Genomic DNA, 21,326 nt, shown 5'->3' with positions numbered 1-21,326 from the left:
GATTGATAGTGACTTATTTTTTTTCTTGAGGAAGTAACACTGTATCCACAACATGGATGATTCCATTTGTTGCTGGAATGGAAGCAATGATGGTCGCGCCATTGATTAGTGTTTTTCCATTTTTAACGGTTACTTTGGTGTGAGCCCCATTTGCCATACCAAGTTCATCATCTTTTCCAGTAAATTCAGACTTTAGGATAGCTTCTGTTAGGTTTCCTACCACCACATGGTACTCTAAAATATTTTTTAACGTATCCTTTTGGTTAGGTTTCAAAAGATCGTCAACTGTCCCTGCTGGTAATTTTGCAAATGCATCATTTGTTGGTGCAAAGACAGTAAATGGTCCTTGGTTTGCTAGAGAATCAACAAGACCTGCCGCTTGGACGGCCGCAACAAGAGTGGTATGGTCTTTGGATCCAATTGCAATTTTCAGAACATCCTGTTGTGACTTATCATCAGATACAGCAGAGATTCCTTTTCCAGCATCTGCATCGTCACCCTTTCCACAGTTTATGCCAATAAGAGCAAAACTGAGGAGGATCATAATCATTGTTATTTGTGAGAATCTGTTTTTCATTTGTTTCCGCCCAATTTTTAAATCTAGTCTCATTCAATACCAGTCTCAGATGAATTGCATTGATCTGGATCAAGCGGAAGAGGGAAGATTTGGTTGATATTTATCAATCGAAGCTCTAGGTGGATTGGCGGGTTTTAAGGATTTAAACCTTGTTTCTAAGGGTGTGAGGAAAAAATGGAAAGTAAGAGGTAATTATGATCGCAAATTGGGACGTTAAATATGAGACCAATATTTCAGAGATTGACTCTCAACATAAAAAACTGTTTCGACTCATCAATCAAATTGAATCCATTTATGAGGAAAACAAAAGTCATTTATCGAATCATTCAAAGTTACTGATTGATGCAGTTTCAGAATTAGAAGACTATACCATTAGTCATTTTTTGATTGAAGAACGAGTGATGGAGTTGAACCAATACCCAGAATTGGAAGCTCACAAAAAACAACATGATCGTTTTACTGATAAAATATTGGAACTCAAAAAAAGATTAACAACTGGTAATTTAGTAACAAATGATGTCGAATTGAACCAATTCTTTAGCGATTTGATTCAATTTTTGAGACTCTGGTTAACTAATCATATTTTAAAAGAGGATATGAATTATAAACCTTTTATCAAATTAGTTTTATAATCTTTCTTATGAATTGTAAGAAATTGATCTAACCCACATTAATTTGATAAACATTACAATTGCTAAACAAATGAGTATTTTGGCGACTCGTTCAAAATCGTTTGGCAATTGAGTTATCTTAATCACAAGAAAAAAAACGAAACCAATATTATAAGAATAAAACAGAAACCACGCTTGAAATTGAGAACCTCTTGGTAAATCTGATAAATGTTTTGGAAACATCCAATAGGCAGTTCCCATAATGAATTGAATGAAAAATCCCCAAACCATGATCGAATAATGAATTGGCAAAAGAAACCAAAGTGAATGATCCCATAAAAAAATTTTCTGTGACATGAGAAGCGCACCTAATAAGGTACCTAACAGCAGATAAACTAATGAAATTCTCAATAGCCAAACCGATTGAATTGGGAACATAACTTAAGAAGGTTTCCTATTCATAGGTGTAATTCTTGGCCATATCTCTAAGATAAAACATAAGATACCCAAAACTTGTAAAATGATCGAAAGTAAAAATGGTATTTGGACAATTTCGCGATCAACATTTAGAAATGGTTCGGAAGAAAATCGAAACACTAATCCGAGATTTAAGGAAATATAAGAAATCCAAGATATAGTAGATCCATTTTTAGAGATGGAGTTTTTTCCTTTCGGAAACATCCAAATTGAGACTCCCATAATGATCTGGGTGATCCACCCAATGGCAATCATATGCCAATAAACAGCTAGAAGTGGTACATTGATTTGTAATTCAGGAAATTCACTCAAGGTATAGATCACAACACCAAAAAACAAAAATAACATTCCTGATTTGATAAAGTATCTCGATATTTTTGGCATGTTTCTAAATTGTAAATTATTTAGCTTCGGTTTCTAATTCGATTTTATAACCAGCATGACAGGCGACACAGTTTTTTGTAAGTTCATCCATATCCTTTAAGAGAGTATGGATCTCTTCTTTTTTACGGATTTTAGTAGCGATTTCATCAAATTTTTCATGAGTTCCAAAACCTAATTTTTTGAATGAAACGGGAAGTTTTAACAAAATTGTTTTTTCTTGGTGTTCTAAACTTGCCACAAGACCCATACCAACTGCGTCTGCAGACTTAGCTGCTTTTTCATAGTCATTTTCACCAAGACCAGCCAATATACCATTTAGTGCTTCCAATAATGCTCTCATTTCAGTCAGCACAAGTTGTCGTTCAGCAGGCGTTAAACGAATTGCAGTTCTCGTATCAAGAGACTTTGTAGTATTGCCAAAGTAAAAAAAATAACCTAAGGTTATCATGGTGAATAACCATAATAAAATTGCAACTTTTGCTAAATGTAGATGTTTCATAAATTTTCCTTTAAATGTATTGTTCTAGTCCTAAATAAATGCTAAAGACACTCATCGATTTTTGATACGAATATTGCATGGGATGTATTTCAGAAGTAGAAAAGATAGAGTGTGATAATGTCCAGTCAGAAGTTTTACCTCCAACCGTTTTTTTGGGGAATCCATATTCACATGCGATATGAAATGAGGTGTCATTCCATGTGATACTTCCTCCTAAAGACAAATGGTGCGCTATACTTGCACCTAACATTGGACTCACTCCACTTGCTGGAATGATATTATTTCCATAACTATAACCCATTCGTGTTTTATATTTTTCATTCCAATTGTATTGGGTTCCCAAAGCGAGAACTGTTTGATTTTTCCAATTTAAATTAAATTGAAATGAATTTGTTTCTAATCCAACAGGCGTTCTCACCCAAACATCTTCTAATCGAAATTTACTTGAATTAAAACTTTCGGACCATGGAATGTATTTAATGTCCATGTCGATAATCCATCGGTCATTATGATAAGAGATTCCTGCGATATGTTTATCTGGCCAAATCATATATCGAGATACTCTTGTGCCATAGGATCGTTCTGGTAAATAGGAATCCACATGCATGGTTCCATCTAAAGGTAATACATTTCTAGAAGTATATGAGTATGCGATACTAATGTTTTCAGTGATTGGCTTGATGATCCCTAGATAAGGTAAAACGGCTCTTGGGCTTTCTACAATTCTGTTTTGGTATGATTTTAAAGGATTTTGGTCTATATAACTATCATAATATTCAATTGTTGGGAAATGAAATGAAGATCCAAATTCCCATTTAGATCGCTTTACACGTGCAAGATGAGATGGATTTGATTCTAAATCCATTACTGATCCACCAACAGCTTGGAATGCCCCACCCATTCCCGCTTGCCTAGCACCAAACGCTGGTTGCATGATTCCTTGGAACGCCTCTATTTTGGAAGGGATATCTGGAATGATCCCTATCCAAATTAGAATCACTATAAATTTGAAATTGCGACTCGGAATCATTAATTTGAGTCGATTTTCCAGACCGTAAGTGTCAAGAGGATTTTATTCTAAAAGAATGAGACTCCTCTTGAAACGAGGATTCCTAAAAATGCAATGAATAAGGAGAGTAATAAATTGAATCGGCCAAAAAAGCCAGACATCCTTCGATACCGTTCATATTGAACGGGATCAGATTCTAAATAGAGAAATGTTTTTGGACCAGAAACAAAATCATGGTACACAGAAGAAACAAATAAGAATCCAAACAATCCAATCTTTAGGCTAAACATAAAACCAATTGAAGACGTAAAAAAAGTAAAGAGATTGTCCTCTCTTAATAATCCTTTGCCAAATAATATTCCGAAACCAGTAGTGATCAAAATAAAAAATAGGATATAGGAAATTTTTCGAAACTGAAGTGCAGTTAATTGGAGTAAGGTTAACTTCTGTTCCTTCAATTTTTGGTTTCGAATGACAGGCATCACTACAATCACATAGAAGATCATACCTCCAACCCAGACCATTGCCGAAAGGATATGTAAAGTTAAACAAATGAAATAAGTCCACATCGTGGTTTCAAGTTTATGTAGGAGAATCTTTTGTCTTTCTATTTTTTATTTTAGAAACACTCTAAACGAATAGAATCATATTTTCCTTTTAGACAAGGAATCACTTTTTTCGAATGGAATATGCATATGAAATCTTTTAGAAACATTCCAGAACTTTTATTACCTGCTGGGAACTTAGATAAGTTAAACATTGCTTATTTGTATGGAGCAGACGCAGTTTATTGTGGAGTTCCACGTTATTCGTTACGTGCCAGAGAGAATGAATTCTCAATGGAGGATTTACAGACAGCAGTCACAATCGCAAGAAACCTAAATAAAAAAATTTATTTTACAGTAAATAACATACCTCGTAACTCCAAACTTGGTTCTTATCATAAGTATTTAGAACAAATGGCAAGTTTAAAACCTGATGCTATGATTATGGCAGATCCTGGATTGATTCATATTACTAAAAATGCATATCCTGATTTAGATATCCACATCTCGGTACAAACAAATACAATGAACTATGCCGCAGTTGAATTTTGGAAAACATACGGTGCCAAAAGAGTCATTTTGTCTAGAGAGGTATCAATTCCTGAAATTAAAGAGATAAAAGATAAAGTACCTGATATGGAGATTGAAGTTTTTGTTCATGGTTCAATCTGCATTGCTCATAGCGGAAGGTGTTTAATGAGTAATTATTTTAAAAATCGAGATGCAAACCAAGGATCTTGTAATAATGCATGTCGTGATTTATATAAAGTGTATGTTACGAATCCAAAACAAAATGATGAACCAATGGAACTGATTACTGATGAGGATGGAACATTTTTAATGAATTCCAAAGATCTACGTGCCATTGAGTTTTTACAAGAGTTATGTGATGCTGGAGTAGATTCTCTAAAGGTAGAAGGGAGAACCAAAAATGATTTTTATGTTGGCATGGTTGCTAGGAGTTATCGAAAAACATTAGATGGAATCAAACGTGGAGAGAGTTTTGATCGAAAATGGTTGGAAGAATTAGATAAACTTTCTTCCAGAAAGTATTTTTCAGGTTTTTTAACAAGAGGTATGGAAGACCAAATACCAGTAGAAGAACAAAATTTTCAAAACAATGAGTTCGGAACAAGTCTACAAAAAACTCATCATTACGTAGGACTTGTCAAGGAATACCAACAGAAAAACCAAAGAGTCATCATTGAAGTGAAAAATAAAATTGAAATGGGAGATGTTTTAGAAGTGATTAATCCACTTTCAGAGGATGTTGTTCCATTTGTCGTAAATGAAATGTATTACAAAAACAATCTAGTCGATGTTGTTAGTGGGGGAATTGGATCTGCTGAAATTACAGTACCCTTTGAAATCACAAAACAATCCTTTCTAACCAAACGAATCCTATAGGATATACGGTACCGAAATCGATTGGAACAACATTTGTTTCCTAAGATGATCATTCCATTCTTGTTGAGAATAAATTTCTTATTATTTGTTAATGATAATTAGATTGTTTTGATTAGGATTTGTTGTGAAAAAAATAAAATTACCAATTTACCTTCTTATTTTATTTCTCTTTTGGAGTTGTGGAAATGCACAAGAGGAAAGTATGTCCGTGGCTTCGGAAGAGAGAAAAATTGCAAGTGTCTCTGCTGAAAAAAAAGTAACACCGAGTTCTCCTTCATTGGAAGAAAGTCCCGATTCCATTCCACAGATGAAGGAAACGACCATTGGGCCTGTTTTCCTTCCGATTCAAAATAACCAAGATCGTTTATTGGAATTCCAAGTGGATTTAAGTTACCAAACATCGGATTTAATCAAAACCAGAAAGGATTTTTTGGTTTTTGTGAGTAAGTATGGATTTATTGAAAATAGTTCAGCAATGAATTCGGAATCACCCTATATGAATGTGAAAATGCACATTCGTTCTGACAAACTATACGAAGCATTATTGGAATTGGATACGTATGGGACATTAATAAGTGAAAATATAAGTACGATTGATCACACAGAAGGAATGGTTTGGGAGAAAATTAAAACCAACAGAGAAAAAATTCGTTACCAAAGAAGGGTATCTGCCAATCACCAAACAACAGGTAACTCAAGGAATTGGTCTGCAATTGAAGGAGCTATTACAGATAGTGAAAATGAGATCGACCAAACAGAACTTCAAGTATGGAAAATCAATGATAAAGTAAAATGGGCTACATTAAATGTCAGCTTTAGCATTCCTACACCTGCTGACAAAATCATCGTACCCCGATACCAAAATGCATTTGTAGGGATTTTCAATTTGTTTTTAGAACTCACATATGTTTTGGTTTGGATGACCCCTGTTTTTGTATTGATAGGATTATTGTACTTTCCAATTAGGAAAGTACTAAATTGGATGAGAAAAAAGTATTAACCAACCATTTCATTCAGTTCCACAAGTTTGTGAATTGATGTTAAATGCTTTTTTTTCTTCTAAATCAGAGATGGTTTTTGCATAATCACTCTGTAATTTAAAACAACCCATTCGATTTTGTTTGGTGGCATTTTTCAAACAATCACATACGATTTTAGTTTTTTCTTCTGTAGACAAATTTGGGTTTGTCTGCGGAAGACCAGCTAATTCTTGTTCACATGAATTTAGGGAATTTAAATACCCTTCATGTTGTTTGGACCCTTTTTTTAGGGCCTTAACATGTTTTTCTCGCAATTCCAAACAAGCTTTTTTATCAGCTTCATTAGAAGACGAATTTGCCTTTTTAAGACAATTGCACATTTCCATTGATTTTTCCTCTGCATTGGCAGAGACGAAACATGGCAAAAAGAACAGCAACGTTATCAGAGTAATTTTTTTCATAAAGAATTGATTATGAGATATTTTTGAATAAGTCAATCTAGAATTTGGAAATAGAATAAGAAATCAGAATTCAATTAAAAGTTAATTTTTCGAATTAATTCAATTTGGAATTAATTCTTTGAATGCACTTTGATTTGGAAACCTTCTTCCTGAGTTGGGGGAGTGTAATAGGATGTGATCATATGAAATTCTTCTTCTGTCATCGGAACAGAACCCTCAGGTCTCTCTATATTTCTTTTGTGAAGTTGCTGTAGACACTCTTCGTCAGTTAATTCTATTAAATGTAACAAGTGATTGGCGTCAGCGCTTTCGAATAAACCCCGAATCCAAATTCTTGTCTTAGGAATATTGGCTGGAAAATCCAATACAACCGAATTCCCGTTTTGTAAAACTTCTTTAATATGATCACTTAAAATTGTTTTGAGTCGTGCACTGTATTTTTTGTAGTCCTCAAAGTTTTTGATTTCTTCTGGGTAGAGTCGCTGTAACCATATATCTTCGCTGAAAAGTAGTGCATTTTCTTCTTTGGCAATTTTTTTTGATAAGGTTGTTTTACCAGATGCCATTTTGCCACATAGAAAATGTAAGGTTGGTCTATTTGACTTCATATGGTTACGTCTAATTTTGATTGCTTTTCTTATCAACTTTAATTCACTGAATTTACTTTCCAACCAGACGAAAAGGATTCAAAATAGCAATCGGATGATTCAAATACTCCTTATAGAAGATGAACCTGGAATTCAAGAAAGTATTCAAATTGCATTAGAAGCGGATGGTTTTTTGCTAAAAATTGCATTTACTGGAGCCGAAGGATTACAAATGTTAGATGATTGTATATCGCTAATCCTTTTGGACATTGGTCTTCCAGACCAAAATGGATTTGATATTTTAAAGCAGATCCGTCAACAACACCAAATCCCTGTGATATTTTTAACAGCACGAAATTCCGAAATCGATAAAGTACTTGGATTGGAAATTGGAGCTGATGATTATATAGTCAAACCATTTAGTCCCAGAGAATTATTGGCAAGGATAAGAGCCATTCTTAGGCGAACACAAAATCCAGTCTCTAGTGAACCAATATCCAATCAGAAAATTAGAATTTCACTGGATAAAAAACTAGTTTATTTCAATGGAAATTCACTGAATTTATCACCTTACGAATACAAAACGATGGAATTGTTTTTTAAGTGGCCTGGACGGATCTTTACTAGAGAAGAAATTATGGACAATGTTTGGACTGAACCTGAAGATAGTTTTGATCGTGCAGTGGATACTGTGATTAAAAATATTAGAGCTAGATTTAAAGAATTAGATCCCAATTTTGATCCAATAGAAACGAGAAGAGGTCAAGGATACGGATTAAAGGAAATCATATGAATCTTTGGTTACGAATTATCATCAGTTTTTTTTTATCCTATCTATTGGTTTTTATTATTTAATCGATAAAACCGAAGAATCAATTCGTCCTCGTTATATGGAAACAATCGAGGAATCATTAAACGACACAACTCATGTCCTTTCTGCAATTGTTGAAGAGCGAATCAATTCAAATCCGAATGAACGGTTCCATCTTAATTCTTTAGCTGAATCATTATTTAGAAAACCATTTCAAAATGTGCGTAATCGTAATTTTGAAGCAAAAATTTATTCATTATTAAAAACAAATGCAGATCTTCAAATATACATAACTGATGCAAAAGGAATCGTAATTTTTGATTCTGAAAGTTATCGTGAGGGCCTTGATTATTCCAAATACAATGATGTTTACTTAACTTTAAAGGGAAAATATGGAGTTAGATCCAGTAAAATGATCGAAACTGAAAAAGAAGGAGCGTTGTTCATTGCCTCTCCAATTAGGTTTCAAAATCAGATTATTGGTGTTTTAACGGTCATCAAACCGAAAATCGGTGTCATTCCATTCATCGAAGAAGCAAAACATAAATTTTGGCGAATCTCCTTAATAGTGGCCTCATCCATTGCGATTGTTTTTAGTTTGCTTGCCTATATCAGTTTTCGACCCATTTTACGTTTGTCTCAATATGTTACGGCCTTACGAAATAAGGAGAAAAAACCCTTTCCAAAATTAGGAATGAAAGAATTAAACGAATTGGGTAAGGAAGTTGACCAACTAGTAGTCGAGTTGGAAGGAAAAAAATATGTAGAATCATATGTGCAAACATTAACACATGAAGTGAAAAGTCCTTTGTCTTCTATACTTGCAGCAGTAGAATTAATACACTCACATCCAAATGAGGTGGGACGACTCACAAAAACAATTGAATCAGAGGCAAAACGGATTCAAAATCTTATCGATCAATTATTAGAATTATCTTCTTTGGAAGGTAAAAATTCAATCGAATTAAATGATACTATCGATTTGATTTCGTTTTTAAATGAAATCTTGTTTCGATTTGAAATTGAATTGGAAAGAAAATCTATATCAGTGAAAAAAATCTTTCCAGAAGGTTCGGTTTTGATTAAAGGAAATCAAAACTACCTAAGAATGGCCATTGAAAACATTATTCGAAACTCAATTGAATTTGCAAATCCCGACGATTTGATTTCGATAGAATTAGAATCTATTTCTCATTTTCAAACTAAATTAATCATCTCTGACCAAGGGCAATTGATTCCTGAATATGCATTAACGAAAGTCACAGATAAATTTTTTTCCTTACCTAGGCCAATCGGATTGAGAAAAAGTTCTGGCCTTGGGTTAAGCATTGTAAAAGAAATTTTAGATTTTCATAAAGCAGAACTGAAGATACAAAATAGAACTCCCAAGGGAGTAAAAGTGAGCATTTTGTTCCAAAAAATGTAGTCCTCACACAATCCTCACATTGTCATCATAATTGGCTCACCAATTTCATTTACAGTAAATCTGTAGGAGTTTTGTATGAGCAAACTAATTTCGTCTATCAATTTACGTCTTATGATCCTCGGAGTGATGATCATATTTTTTATCATTCCCCTTTCTATGGTCGGTTCCTTAATCGAAGAAAGAAATCAATCCAGATTAGATGCAGTTACTGAAGTAGGAGAGAAGTGGAGTCAAAACCAAACATTCCTTGGACCAATTTTAATCATTCCGTATAACATACGAATTCCAAAGTCAGGGAACGCACAATCCAAAGAAAAGTGGGATTATATCACAGAGTATGCATATTTTCTACCGGAAGATCTTGGATACCAGGTGGGGATGGTAACCGAAGAAAGACAAAGAGGGATTTATCATATTCCACTTTATACAAGTAAAATCAATGTTAAAGGAAAGTTTTCGCCAGTTAAATCAACAGATTTTCCTTTAGATACAACATATATTTATTGGGATGATGCAAGAATCATTGTTTCAGTAACCGACTTAAAAGGATTAGGTGGTGATATGAAACTAACTTGGAATGGCAAAGAAAAAACATTTACACCAGGTACAAAATCAAACTTTTTTCCTTCGGGAATGAGCCTTCCCATTCCATTGGAGGAGAATGAAGGGAATTCCGTTTTTAATATGGATGTTTCTTTAAAAGGATCTGATACATTCTCAATCATTCCGATTGGAAAAAAAACAAAAATGATGATGGAATCTAATTGGAGAGATCCTTCTTTCAATGGAAATATTTTGCCAGTTGATCGAGAGATTTTTGATGGTGGTTTTCGTTCTCTTTGGGAAACTTCTTATTTTTCTCGTTCGTTTCCGCAAGTGATTCATTCCTTAGATGATTCGATCCTTAACTCAATTCATAACTCTGCATTTGGAGTTAGTTTATTGATACCTGTAGATCACTATTTAAAATTAGAAAGATCAGTAAAATATGGCTTACTTTTTATAGTCACAAGTTTCACAGTATTTTTTCTCATGGAAGTGTTCGGTGGTATCTTATTACATCCAATTCAATATGTTTTAATTGGATGTGCAATGGTTATCTTTTACGTTCTCAATTTATCTTTATCGGAACATATCGGATACTTCGTAGCTTACATGATTTCTTCTCTCTCAGTGACTATCTTAATTGGTTATTATGCAATCCATGCTTTAAAGAATAAGAAAAAAGGGATTATGACAGGTATATATTATCTCTTTTTATATTCTTTTTTGTATATCATATTGGCATCAGAAGACCAGGCATTGTTACTTGGCTCAATTACATTGTTTATGATATTAGCGCTTGTAATGCATTTTACTAGAAAAGTAAATTGGTATCAATTCGGTATGAACTTAGAAAATAAATAGATAAAATACACTCTGTAGTGAATTTCAAATTTACTACAGAGTTCATATTAATGATTCTAGATATTTTTCAGGACTCAGTCTTATCATATTTTTAAACGCTCGATTGAAATGAGCTTGGTCAAAAAATCCAAATTTATTTGCATAATCAGGGAAATGAATCGACTTATCTTTTTCTAACCGTTCCGCTATTTCTTGCATTCTAAACTGTTGGTTTACCCATTTTGGACTTACACTTACATTTTCTCGAAATAATCTTTGTAAAGTTCTTAATTGAATCGAATAGATTTTCGAAATTTGTTCAACAGATAGTATTGAGCTATTTGATTTTATTCCATCAATGAAGGAATGCAGAGAAAAATTGGAGGCAAATATTAGAAAAAATATGAATACTTGTTCAAGATAGAAGTGTCTGATATTCGGAAATTTCTTAAGTTTTCAATTCGATATGTCACTAAAAACCCAAAATTGATTAAAAATTTATTCTCATGTTTTGAATTCGTATAGATTCTTAATTTTTTACTCGTCTTAATAAGAGTATGCACTCTTTAGAAGATAAGATGAGTTATTTTTTTCGGAAAATAGGTGCATTTTTATTTGTTTTTGTAGTTTATTTCGCTTCAGGAAAACTTAGTTTATACTTATCTTCGATTGATGGATACAGCACTCCAGTTTGGCCACCAGCTGGATTTGCGCTTGGTTTTATCTTAATTTTTGGTAATCGAATTTGGGTTGCTCTTTTTTTAGCAGCGTATTTTACTAATACACGTTTTTCTAATCCAGATCTTAGCTGGTTACAAACAATCACAAACAATCCTCAAAATATCTTCATTTCGATTGGAAACTCCGTCTCAGCATTGTTTGGTGGCTATTTACTTAAAAAATATTCTGACTCAAAATTGAATATTTTTTCGGTCAGGGATTTATTATCTTTTTTTGTTTTAGCAGGTCCATCTGCAGCCATTGTATCTTCCCTTATTGGTAGCATTTCATTATTTGCCTTTGGTATCATTTACAAAGATTTTTTATTCCAAACATGGTTTACATGGTGGTTAGGTGATTCTATTGGAATCATCATTTTTACACCCATTCTGATTTTGATCTACAAATGGTTACAAAAAGAAGAAACGGGAATGCGATTAGTTCTATTTACTTCTGCCACAATGGGTACATTTATTCTCACACTTACAATTTTTTTTGTAACAAGAGATTGGGAAAAAGAATTTATCCAATACAGAATTAAGTCTGACGGACAAATTATATCATCAGAAATAGAAAACCGCATATTGGAAAATTTGAGAGTGGTTAAGTCATTAGGATCTTTTATTGGCTTACAAAAAAACATGAGTAAAAATGATTTTGATACGTATGCAAAATCAATATTGGATGAAACAGAAAGTGTTTCTGCATTATCATGGAATGTTTTAATACCAAATGCAAAACGTATCGAATATGAATCAAAGTTAAAGTTTGATTATCCAGGTTCGATAGGAATTAATTTTAAGGAAGGAAATGAATCCAAACTTTCTCCCAATAAAGAAAAATATGTTTTCATTCGTTATATTTATCCTATCCTAGGAAACAATTCTGCAGTAGGATTTGATGTATTTTCAAATCCAATTCGAAAAAAAGCCTTATTAAAGGCAATGGAATCTAATAGTTTAGAGATCACTGGGAAAATTAATTTAATTCAAGATAATATAGATAATACTGGTTTTTTAGTTTTTTATCCTTTAAAAAGAATTGATGGTGAATATGGTTTCGCCACCGCTGTAATCAAAATTAAATCTATCATTAAAAAATCTTTAATTGGAAGTGATCAGAATAATCTTTGTGTTCAAATATTAGAAAGTGATGATGAACATAAAAATGAAGTTTATAATAACAATTGTATTGCTTCGCAGGAGAAAATATTCTCAGATTTTTCTCACAGTCATAGTATGAAAATCGGAAGTCATCTTCTGACATTTCGAATTGTTGCTACAAAAGAATATTTTGAAAAAAACTTAACTAACGCTTCTAGATTTATACTCATAATCTCTTCCTTATTAACGGGACTCCTTGGAATACTTATGCTCATCATTCTTGGCAAAGAAAAGAACATCCAAGAAATTGTGGAAAAACGGACTTTCGAATTGGAAAAAGCAAACCGTGTAAAGTCAGAGTTTCTCGCAAACATGAGTCATGAAATTCGCACTCCAATGAATGGTGTTTTGGGAATGTTAACTTTACTAGAAGAAACCAATGTAGATCTGGAACAAAAGGATTATTTGGATAACGCTAAAAAGTCTGTTCTTTCACTTTTGACAATCATCAATGATATATTGGATGTTTCCAAGTTAGAAAATCATAAATTAGAAATTATTCCTACTGAAACAAATGTATATAAACTTTGTCGAGACATCCAGTTATTGTTCCAATCAGATGTGATTGAAAAAAATCTAAAATTTAATTTAGATTTCACGATTGAAGATACAAATTTGCATATATTAGTCGATGAAAATCGATTGAGACAAGTATTAAATAATTTGATTAGTAATTCCCTAAAATTTACTCCAAGTGGAATCATAACATTGGCAGTAAAATTAGATCCAACCCGAAAGTTTATCGAATTTTGTGTTCACGATACAGGAATAGGAATTTCGGAAGAGAATATAAAAAGATTATTTGATCGATTCGTTCAATTGGAAGATGCAAGAACAAAACGATTTGAAGGTGCTGGTTTAGGTTTATACATTTCAAAACAGTTAGTTAATTTGATGGGCGGAGAAATCAAAGTTGATAGTATTTTGAATATTGGATCTACGTTTAAGTTTACGATTCCATTCCACCAAGTATCTGTTCCTAAGCAATTCATTCCTCGAATCGAATCACCAGAGACATTCAATTTAAAAAACATAAACGTTCTTGTTGCAGAAGATAATCTTCTAAATCAGAAATTTGTTAGAAAGGTTTTAGAGAAAGAAAAAGTTCATGTAACGATTGCTTCAAACGGTATAGAAACGATTCAACTTTTAGATACTTCTCTTGTGAATGAGAGTAAAAAATATGATTTGATACTAATGGATATTCAGATGCCAGAATTAGATGGTTTGGAAACTACCAAACGTATCAGGAATCGTAAAGACGAATACCAAAGTATACCAATCATTGCATTAACTGCCAATAACATGGATTCTCAGATACAAGAATACCTCGAAAATGGAATGGATGATTGTGTAAAAAAACCAATTATTCTATCTGAGTTACTCAATTCGATTTATAAAATATTCTCGAAATCAATTGATTCTAAATTGTAATCGAACATCTAAATCCTCTGACAGCATAGTAGGAATCTGCTCCATTATGATAAACAAATACTGTTCCATAACGATAATCACAAAAAAGGGCACCACCTAATTTTCTGATCTTCTCTGGTGTTTCAATCCAACTGGATGGTTTTTCAGTTTTTCTTCAATCAAATTCCATTGAATTCCCTTGTGACGTTCAGGATGGTTTTTAAATCTTTCTTTCAAGATTTCTAGGAATTTTTGATTTGAATTCAGTTAGGAATGATTCGATTTCATAGTATTTTTTGTCACAATGAGGTCCGTAGGTTCAATTAAATTTCGGTCCGAATCCGTTGGTTTTCTTTAAGAATATAATCTTCAAATTCATTTTCATAAGATTTTACTTTTTCGGTAATTTGTTTTTTTGTCTGAAAGAGTGCTGGGTATTTTTGAAGTGAAAAAGTTTCGGGTTCAATCATCACTTCAGATTCCTTTTGTTCTATATCATAAACTAGTTGGTCTAAGAGTAAGTGATATGTGAAATAAAAAGCAATAATCTCCATTTTGTTATCATAGTCTTTTAGACCTTTAATCGAATCAAATTTTTCAATTAAGTTTTTTCCAATGTCATTCAATGAAGTTACTTTTTTCTCAATAGAATCTTTTGAATCTCTGATTTCGAGGAATGCATGCAATAATGGTAAACTAGCAATCTGATTGATCAATATGATTTTGGATAATTGTGTTTTTTCAAAATCATCTATTAAAAACTGTTCGAATTTTGTTAATTTGATTTTTTGAGTTACCAGATAATTTTGAATGAATAAGGATTCAATTGCATAAGCATCAGCTTCAAATAGTGCTTTTACGATTCGATTGTTTTTATAAAATAAAAAATACCGTTGGCTATTAAAAAAATCATAAGCATGAGTGAATTCATGGACTAAGGCGGAATAGAATATACTTGGATTTTTATCAAATTGATCTAAAAAGTAAGTACCTATGACAATTGCTGGTTTTTTATTTTCATTGTAAAAATCAACAAAACCCATTGCTGATAAATCTTGATTCCCATTTACATCGATTAAAAAAGTAATTTCACCTTTCATTGCTTGGCTTATCATAAAATTAACCTTTTGTTCGACAAGATCATGTTTTTTCGGTGAAGATTTAAATACAGTTTCAAATTGTGTAATTGCATTTCTTAAAATTGGTTCGTAGTCAATGAGTGTTTTTGGTTTGATTTCATCTCCCAAAAGTATTGTTGGGAAAATGAATAAGAGAAATAGTAAAGAATATTGTTTCATTTTATTTGCCTTGTTTGAATACGTTTTTAGTGTTTTAGCAGATTCCTTTGGAAATTTCATTCTGAAGATTTAATAGTAGTTTCGATATTAACCTCTTTTAAAGTCCATCCTTCATACGTTTTCAAAAAGAATAAATGGATGAATTCTTCGCCTGATTTAAATTTTAAATACTTCCCAAAAATGTATTGTTCGTTGTTTCTTAGATCTAAGTTTTCTAAAATCTCATTTGGATTCAAATTGATAAGGGAGTTTTGGAGATAAAAGATTCGATTGGATATTTCATTTTTAGAGTTTAAAATTTGAATTGGATTTCCAGAAATTTTGAACTCCTTTTTGTCTTTTTCTTTTAGTATGAAATTTTGATCCAATAATTGTGCAATCTGGTATATGTGTTTGTCCTTTAAGATTCTAAATGTTTCATTTATGTCTAACGTTTCCTTTACACTAGCCGGTCCTTTAAACGAAAGTTTGATACTTGAGACTTTTTGATTTTGAACTTCAATGCTAAAATTTCTACTACGATCGTAAGAATAATATTGTATTGTAGACAATTCTTCTTTCGTTTCTTCATCAAAGGCCTTTCGGATTTCGTCTGGTTTGCCAAAGACAGAAACAACCTTTTCTATTGGATCTCCTAAATTTATCTCATTGAGTCCATAGAATTTTGGATTTTTATTTCCTTGTATTTGAATCGCCCACACTAAGTCTGGTCTTTTGTTCTCAGATTCCACAACTAATATATGTTCGTCTAATTTGTAGGCATCGTAACTATATCCATCTTCAAATGTATGCGATTTAAATGGTTTGCCATAAAGATCGGAAACTAAATTTCGTTTTTGACCGAGTTTAATTCCATACATCATGAAGAGTTTTGATTCTCCAAAAATGGAGAATGGAAGAACAATAACTATGATTATAAAGGACGCAATTACTTTTGATTTCATTTGATATTTATGGGGAAGTATTTATTTTCTTAAGATTTTATCGATTGATTTCCCTTTTGCTAACTCATCAACAAGTTTATCTAAGTACCTTACTTTTTTGGTCAATGGATTTTGGATTTCTTCGACTCGATATCCACAAATCATTCCTTTGATCAAGGTTGCATTTTCATTTAATGAAGCTTTTGAAAAAAATGTATCAAAGCTAACATTTTCTTTGATCAGTTCTTTTATTTTTTTCTCATCAAAGGATGTGAGCCATTCGATTACTTGGTTTAATTCTTTTACAGTTCTTCCTTTTTTTTCTACTTTTGCAACATACAAAGGATATACGGTGGCAAAGGACATTTTTGCAATTTTTTGATGGTGCTCTAATGTAGGTTCCATAAATCAATTCTCTCTTCTCGTTTTGTAATGGTGTGCTATATTTCCTGAGGAAAACGTTTTGGTATCTATCAAATCCAATCTAACAGTTGTTTTTAAAGAGTGATCACTAAATAACTTAGGACCTTGTCCCACAATGACGGGATGGATGACAAACCGATATTCATCGATGAGACCGAGACTAGAAAGTTGGGAAGCAATACTTAAACTACCAACACAAATGTCCTTACCAACTTGTTTTTTAAGAAATTTCACTTCTTCCTCGAGTGACCGAGTAGCGATGGTTGTGTTCGGATCAGTTACCTTCGTAACCGTATGAGAAAACAAAATTTTTCCAAGGGAAGTGAAAACGTCAGCAAATTCATTACTTACGGAAGACATGGATTTATTTTTTGCAACATCAGGCCAAAATGGAACCATCAGATCATAGGTGATTCGTCCATATAGGATCTGATCCGATTGTTTCAAAAAATCGGTGAAGTATTGGTGTAGGTCGTCATCGACAACCATGCCTGTATGGCCATAAAATCCATCCGACGATACATTGATTCCAAAGACAACTTTTCTCATTCGCCTTTTTATATAATCTTTGTTTTGTCTTGGAAGTACATTTTGGACTTTGGAAAGGCCAAATTAGAAATTTTCTAAGCAAATGTTACATAAAACTTTTGTTTGTAAGAGATATTATGGATCTCAAATAGGAAGAATTCATTTTGAATTCGGTTCAATATTTGCAATCAAGTGTCAATTATCCTGTCTATAAACAATAATATAACAAATATTATAGATAATTCATGCATTAAATTGGGGATAAGTATAAGAATATATGTTCTATGAAAATGAATTTTGCATTAACGAACAATAGTTGGTATAAAAAATTCTATGTTATGCGAAAAATTAGTTGACTGTTACTTTTGGATTACTCAGATTTGGCAACATTGTCAAAGTAGGAATCAATCAATTCCTATTATTGATTTTTATATTTGAAAAAACTAAAAGGTAAAAAACATGCGCAAAGTATTGATTGTGATCTTTGTTGTTAGTTGTTGCAATTTGATAATGTGTAGCAGCGAAAACAAGATTTCCAATTTTAACAAAATGTTTATGTTTGGTTCTTTTTTTGCATCTAGTTCAGTTGTTGTTACACCTGAAACTGGCGCTGTAATCCAAGCTCCAACCATGAGTTTAACGATACCATTAGGTGCGTTAGACGAAGAAACAGTGATTACATATTCGGAGACAGGTCTGCCACCAGCAACTGATTCGATTGTACCCCTCCAAGTTGCCTACAAGTTTGGGCCTGAGAATTTGCAATTCAATAAACCAGCACAAATGAAAATATGTTATGATGGTCGACCTGAATTTTTGCAAGGTAAAAGTGAGAAAACGTTACAGATCCAACACTATGATCCTGCAACGAAACGATATATAAGTTATGGTGGTGATGTTGACTTAGTGAACCATTGTGTCTCAACTTCTATTTACCACTTCTCAAATTATATTCTGACAGCCCAAAACTTAGTATTAACTAACAATCCTCCAACAATCGGAGGTGCTACTTTTTTCCCTGGTCGATTGATCGAGGGATTACCAGCGGTTGTAAGAACGAGTATTCTTGATTGGGATGCATCTGCAATTGTGACTGCAAGATTTTATTATAGAACCCAAGGGAGTGGTTCTATTTTCAAAAGTATTGTTATGTTGCCTGATGAAAATGATGGGACAGGTCAATTTTACCAGGCTAAAATTCCTGCATCAGATATTTTTGCAGCTGGTTTAGAATACTATATTGAAGTATATGATTCGTTAAACGCAAGAGTTACTCGGCCAACAACTGCACCAACTTCCTTTGATACCATAAGTGGTGATGTAAGAGATAGTGTAACACCGATTCGGTTTCAAAATACAATCACCAGGATGACTGCTGGTTTTTCAAGAGACTTGACCATTCAAGTGAAAGGAAATTCATCTACTACGTATTACCCTGTGCCAGCGGAAACAATGACCTTTGCAGGTGGAAAGGGGGTTACATCACGACCGAATTGGTTAAGTGCTCGTTACACTGCCCAAGTGATTGGTGGATCATACATCCAAGCAAGTTATGGAAATCTAAATCTTTCCATGCCGATTAATGTATATCCAGGTGTTATGGTGAGGATGATTGTATTATATAACTCAGCTGAGTTACCGAATCCATTCCAAGTGAATGCTGGAACGACAACTGCGTTAGATGCAGCAGGGTATGATGCATTTAATAATTTCATATTTGTACATCCTACATTCACTTCGGAACCAATCATTGGAGCGTTCGGTGATCCCTTTTCGGAATTTGGAAAGTTCACGGCATCATATCCTCCAACAGACAAAACAGGGACAATATCAGTAAGTTTAGGTGGTTTTACATCTACATACAATATCTTAGTCAAAGGGTTTGGAATACTTTGTCCGTATGATGTAGGAACGTTTGATTCTACGTGTATTTTTAATTAGAACGTTTAAATAATTTAAGAGGAAAAAACAAATGAAAGGTAATATTAAAGAATATTTAAGAAGTGGGTTTTATAAAGGTGTTGGGATTACTTTAGGATTTTTTACAACAAGTTTAGTGGCAGCTGCGGCAGCGATGAACTTATTTGCTCCAGGAGAAGTGATTAGTTCTGCAAGGATCAATCAAAACTTTCTCATTGCTGCTCCAGAAGGTGCGGTTGTGGCATTTTATCTAAACAACTGCCCTGAAGGTTGGGCACCTGCAGATGGAACGAACGGCACTCCAAACTTAAGAGGAGCTTTTGTAAGAGGAAGGGATGATATCGGAACAGGTGCAGCAGGTAGAGATGAAGCCGGTTCAAGACCAATTGGAGATTTTCAAAACGATAGTTTCCAAGGTCACTTTCACCAAGTAACAGGAATCTCGGCAAGTGTCATGCAACAGAATTCTTGGAGTGGTGCAGGAACCGCATATGTTGGTTCTGGTTCTGTTAGCATTGGAAGTCCTACAGATGGTGTTAATGGAACAGTTCGATATGGAAATGAAACTCGTCCTAAAAACATAGCTTTGACTTATTGCATGAGAAAAAATTAAACCATAAAATTAGTTATGACAATGATAACACAATCGATATTTACAATCGATTGTGTTTCTTTCCTCACTTGATTTCAATTAATCGCACATTAGCTTAAATACTCATCAGTAAAAATGAAAAGCCAATCAAAAGTGAAAGTGGATTGTACATTCGTATCGTATAACGTACAAATATTGGCTCCCAATGTTTGGTGACCCAAGGGAGATAACCGATTATTCCTCTTAAAAGAAAGACAATGGCTACAAAAATCATACTGTAACGAATCATTTTGGCATACTGTGGGCTTATCCCCAAATCGTTTCGAACTAACCAGAAAACTGGTAAACTTGAAAACAAAACCAATCCTATAGCTACAACAAAACAACTGAATGGCGATGGAAACTTGTTTCCCCTTCCAAATACTTTGTTAATTAAATCTTGTTGATTCTTTCCAGGCCATAAACCACCAAACGCCCAATAAATATGGATAGAAGCTAATAAAAATACGAGAATTGAAGTCGAGATATTCAATATATACATAATACCTAGTTTAATTGATTCTACTTAATAATATACATTTTTCGCTAATATTTATTTAATCAATATTTTATTACAGAATTAAAACCATAGCAATGGTGGACTTTATGATACGGTTGATTAGTCAAATTTGAAAAAAAAGACTTTTTAGTGTCTCGTCTATCTATATTAATTAGATTATGTTTGAGTGTTGATCCTTAATGATGTTTGTAGCTCAATTTCCCGAATATGAAAATAATTTAATTATTTCAAGTAGAGGAAATTATAAATAGAATATTAAATAACTCTATAGTGATTTTACATCCCTAGAATCTGTTTTGTCATTGATAGTAATTCCAGTTCCTTAAATGGCTTATTAGTTAACTTAATATTTGAAAATTGATTCATTTGCCTTAAAGAATTTTCGTCTGTTAAAGCACTCATAAAAATAATAGGTGCGTTGCTAAATTTTCGGATTTTATGCGTAGCATCAATTCCATTAACTTCTCCCTCAAGCATTATATCCATAAAAATTAAATCTGGAGAATTCGATTCTGCCATTAGAATTGCATCTTCTCCTCTCGTACACTTCCCGATCACCAGATATCCATTTTGTTCCAAAAGCATTTTTAGATGCATTGCAACTACCGCATTATCTTCAACAATCAT

At 33.0% G+C, this 21,326-nt stretch carries 25 protein-coding genes and 1 pseudogene; 9 read left to right on the top strand and 17 right to left on the bottom strand.

Annotation, left to right across the window (positions count from 1 at the left end):
* Positions 1-13 precede the first annotated feature (13 nt).
* Positions 14-610 (bottom strand): fasciclin domain-containing protein, encoded by a 597-nt coding sequence (locus DI076_RS11925; RefSeq protein WP_108960062.1) that lies wholly within the window; start codon positions 608-610, stop codon positions 14-16.
* Between the two features lie 161 nt (positions 611-771).
* Here DI076_RS11925 and DI076_RS11920 point away from each other — a divergent pair, with 161 nt between their 5' ends.
* Positions 772-1,209 (top strand): bacteriohemerythrin, encoded by a 438-nt coding sequence (locus tag DI076_RS11920; protein WP_108960061.1) that lies wholly within the window; start codon positions 772-774, stop codon positions 1,207-1,209.
* A 6-nt stretch (positions 1,210-1,215) separates the two neighbouring features.
* Here the strand turns inward: DI076_RS11920 and DI076_RS11915 are convergent, their stop codons facing one another.
* From DI076_RS11915 to DI076_RS11895, 5 genes are read right to left on the bottom strand one after another with little or no spacing between them, the layout of a single operon-like run.
* On the bottom strand, positions 1,216-1,626 hold the full coding sequence (locus DI076_RS11915; RefSeq protein ID WP_108960060.1) for a hypothetical protein: 411 nt from the start codon (positions 1,624-1,626) through the stop codon (positions 1,216-1,218).
* 3 nt (positions 1,627-1,629) lie between these two features.
* The gene (locus tag DI076_RS11910; RefSeq protein WP_108960059.1) at positions 1,630-2,049 is read right to left on the bottom strand and encodes a hypothetical protein; all 420 of its coding nucleotides are present in this window, start codon (positions 2,047-2,049) and stop codon (positions 1,630-1,632) included.
* 16 nt (positions 2,050-2,065) lie between these two features.
* Positions 2,066-2,548: a hypothetical protein gene (locus DI076_RS11905; RefSeq protein ID WP_108960058.1), complete on the bottom strand. Its 483-nt coding sequence runs from the start codon at positions 2,546-2,548 to the stop codon at positions 2,066-2,068.
* A 10-nt stretch (positions 2,549-2,558) separates the two neighbouring features.
* Entirely contained in the window at positions 2,559-3,578 is a 1,020-nt protein-coding gene (locus tag DI076_RS11900) for an OmpP1/FadL family transporter (protein WP_108960057.1), read from the bottom strand.
* A 47-nt stretch (positions 3,579-3,625) separates the two neighbouring features.
* The gene (locus DI076_RS11895) at positions 3,626-4,126 is read right to left on the bottom strand and encodes a hypothetical protein (RefSeq protein ID WP_108960056.1); all 501 of its coding nucleotides are present in this window, start codon (positions 4,124-4,126) and stop codon (positions 3,626-3,628) included.
* Positions 4,127-4,252: 126 nt separating this feature from the next.
* On the opposite strand from DI076_RS11895, the gene DI076_RS11890 reads away from it, so the two are divergent.
* Together DI076_RS11890 and DI076_RS11885 are read left to right on the top strand one after the other, a co-directional pair.
* The gene (locus tag DI076_RS11890) at positions 4,253-5,509 is read left to right on the top strand and encodes a U32 family peptidase C-terminal domain-containing protein (protein ID WP_108960055.1); all 1,257 of its coding nucleotides are present in this window, start codon (positions 4,253-4,255) and stop codon (positions 5,507-5,509) included.
* A gap of 124 nt (positions 5,510-5,633) precedes the next feature.
* The gene (locus DI076_RS11885) at positions 5,634-6,509 is read left to right on the top strand and encodes a DUF4349 domain-containing protein (protein ID WP_245918404.1); all 876 of its coding nucleotides are present in this window, start codon (positions 5,634-5,636) and stop codon (positions 6,507-6,509) included.
* A gap of 9 nt (positions 6,510-6,518) precedes the next feature.
* Here DI076_RS11885 and DI076_RS11880 read toward each other — a convergent pair whose 3' ends face one another.
* On the bottom strand, positions 6,519-6,875 hold the full coding sequence (locus tag DI076_RS11880; RefSeq protein ID WP_245918403.1) for a hypothetical protein: 357 nt from the start codon (positions 6,873-6,875) through the stop codon (positions 6,519-6,521).
* A 185-nt stretch (positions 6,876-7,060) separates the two neighbouring features.
* Complete coding sequence (locus DI076_RS11875; protein ID WP_108960053.1) at positions 7,061-7,558, bottom strand: P-loop nucleotide/nucleoside kinase family protein; 498 nt, start codon at positions 7,556-7,558, stop codon at positions 7,061-7,063.
* Positions 7,559-7,652: 94 nt separating this feature from the next.
* Between DI076_RS11875 and DI076_RS11870 the strand changes: the two genes are divergently transcribed.
* The 3 genes from DI076_RS11870 (at position 7,653) to creD (ending at position 11,181) form a co-directional block, all read left to right on the top strand.
* Entirely contained in the window at positions 7,653-8,330 is a 678-nt protein-coding gene (locus tag DI076_RS11870; protein WP_108960052.1) for a response regulator, read from the top strand.
* Positions 8,331-8,334: 4 nt separating this feature from the next.
* A complete protein-coding gene (gene creC, locus DI076_RS11865; protein WP_108960051.1) occupies positions 8,335-9,774 on the top strand; it encodes a two-component system sensor histidine kinase CreC in 1,440 nt (479 codons plus the stop codon).
* 75 nt (positions 9,775-9,849) lie between these two features.
* A complete protein-coding gene (gene creD, locus DI076_RS11860; protein WP_108960050.1) occupies positions 9,850-11,181 on the top strand; it encodes a cell envelope integrity protein CreD in 1,332 nt (443 codons plus the stop codon).
* Between the two features lie 42 nt (positions 11,182-11,223).
* Here the strand turns inward: creD and DI076_RS20325 are convergent, their stop codons facing one another.
* A complete protein-coding gene (locus DI076_RS20325; protein ID WP_245918498.1) occupies positions 11,224-11,457 on the bottom strand; it encodes a helix-turn-helix domain-containing protein in 234 nt (77 codons plus the stop codon).
* Between the two features lie 281 nt (positions 11,458-11,738).
* Here DI076_RS20325 and DI076_RS11850 point away from each other — a divergent pair, with 281 nt between their 5' ends.
* The gene (locus tag DI076_RS11850) at positions 11,739-14,477 is read left to right on the top strand and encodes a CHASE domain-containing protein (RefSeq protein WP_108960048.1); all 2,739 of its coding nucleotides are present in this window, start codon (positions 11,739-11,741) and stop codon (positions 14,475-14,477) included.
* Here the strand turns inward: DI076_RS11850 and DI076_RS20235 are convergent.
* The 6 genes and pseudogenes from DI076_RS20235 to DI076_RS11825 all read right to left on the bottom strand — a co-directional run.
* Positions 14,467-14,619, bottom strand: a pseudogene (locus tag DI076_RS20235) (DUF4256 domain-containing protein); the annotation flags it as partial. The gene DI076_RS11850 and the pseudogene DI076_RS20235 overlap by 11 nt on opposite strands.
* Positions 14,574-14,693 (bottom strand): DUF4256 domain-containing protein, encoded by a 120-nt coding sequence (locus DI076_RS20470; protein WP_217349944.1) that lies wholly within the window; start codon positions 14,691-14,693, stop codon positions 14,574-14,576. The pseudogene DI076_RS20235 and the gene DI076_RS20470, both read right to left, overlap by 46 nt.
* Positions 14,694-14,779: 86 nt before the next feature.
* Positions 14,780-15,754, bottom strand: a complete 975-nt coding sequence (locus tag DI076_RS11840) for a hypothetical protein (protein WP_108960944.1) — start codon at positions 15,752-15,754, stop codon at positions 14,780-14,782.
* Between the two features lie 56 nt (positions 15,755-15,810).
* A complete protein-coding gene (locus tag DI076_RS11835) occupies positions 15,811-16,617 on the bottom strand; it encodes a hypothetical protein (RefSeq protein WP_245918402.1) in 807 nt (268 codons plus the stop codon).
* 102 nt (positions 16,618-16,719) lie between these two features.
* Positions 16,720-17,082 (bottom strand): DUF2200 domain-containing protein, encoded by a 363-nt coding sequence (locus DI076_RS11830; protein ID WP_108960046.1) that lies wholly within the window; start codon positions 17,080-17,082, stop codon positions 16,720-16,722.
* 3 nt (positions 17,083-17,085) lie between these two features.
* Positions 17,086-17,649 carry a dihydrofolate reductase family protein gene (locus DI076_RS11825; RefSeq protein WP_108960045.1) on the bottom strand — a complete coding sequence of 188 codons (564 nt, stop codon included), beginning with the start codon at positions 17,647-17,649 and terminating at the stop codon, positions 17,086-17,088.
* Between the two features lie 534 nt (positions 17,650-18,183).
* On the opposite strand from DI076_RS11825, the gene DI076_RS11820 reads away from it, so the two are divergent.
* Positions 18,184-19,569, top strand: a complete 1,386-nt coding sequence (locus DI076_RS11820; RefSeq protein ID WP_108960044.1) for a hypothetical protein — start codon at positions 18,184-18,186, stop codon at positions 19,567-19,569.
* A 31-nt stretch (positions 19,570-19,600) separates the two neighbouring features.
* Positions 19,601-20,161 (top strand): phage tail protein, encoded by a 561-nt coding sequence (locus DI076_RS11815; RefSeq protein WP_108960043.1) that lies wholly within the window; start codon positions 19,601-19,603, stop codon positions 20,159-20,161.
* Between the two features lie 94 nt (positions 20,162-20,255).
* Here DI076_RS11815 and DI076_RS11810 read toward each other — a convergent pair whose 3' ends face one another.
* A complete protein-coding gene (locus tag DI076_RS11810) occupies positions 20,256-20,681 on the bottom strand; it encodes a DUF3995 domain-containing protein (RefSeq protein ID WP_108960042.1) in 426 nt (141 codons plus the stop codon).
* A gap of 294 nt (positions 20,682-20,975) precedes the next feature.
* Positions 20,976-21,326, bottom strand: a complete 351-nt coding sequence (locus tag DI076_RS11805) for a response regulator (RefSeq protein WP_167396530.1) — start codon at positions 21,324-21,326, stop codon at positions 20,976-20,978.

This window comes from Leptospira ellinghausenii, assembly GCF_003114815.1.
GTDB classification, from domain to species: Bacteria; Spirochaetota; Leptospiria; order Leptospirales; family Leptospiraceae; genus Leptospira_A; species Leptospira_A ellinghausenii.
Note: the sequence above shows the minus strand (reverse complement) of the source record. Positions and strands in the feature narration are given on the sequence as shown.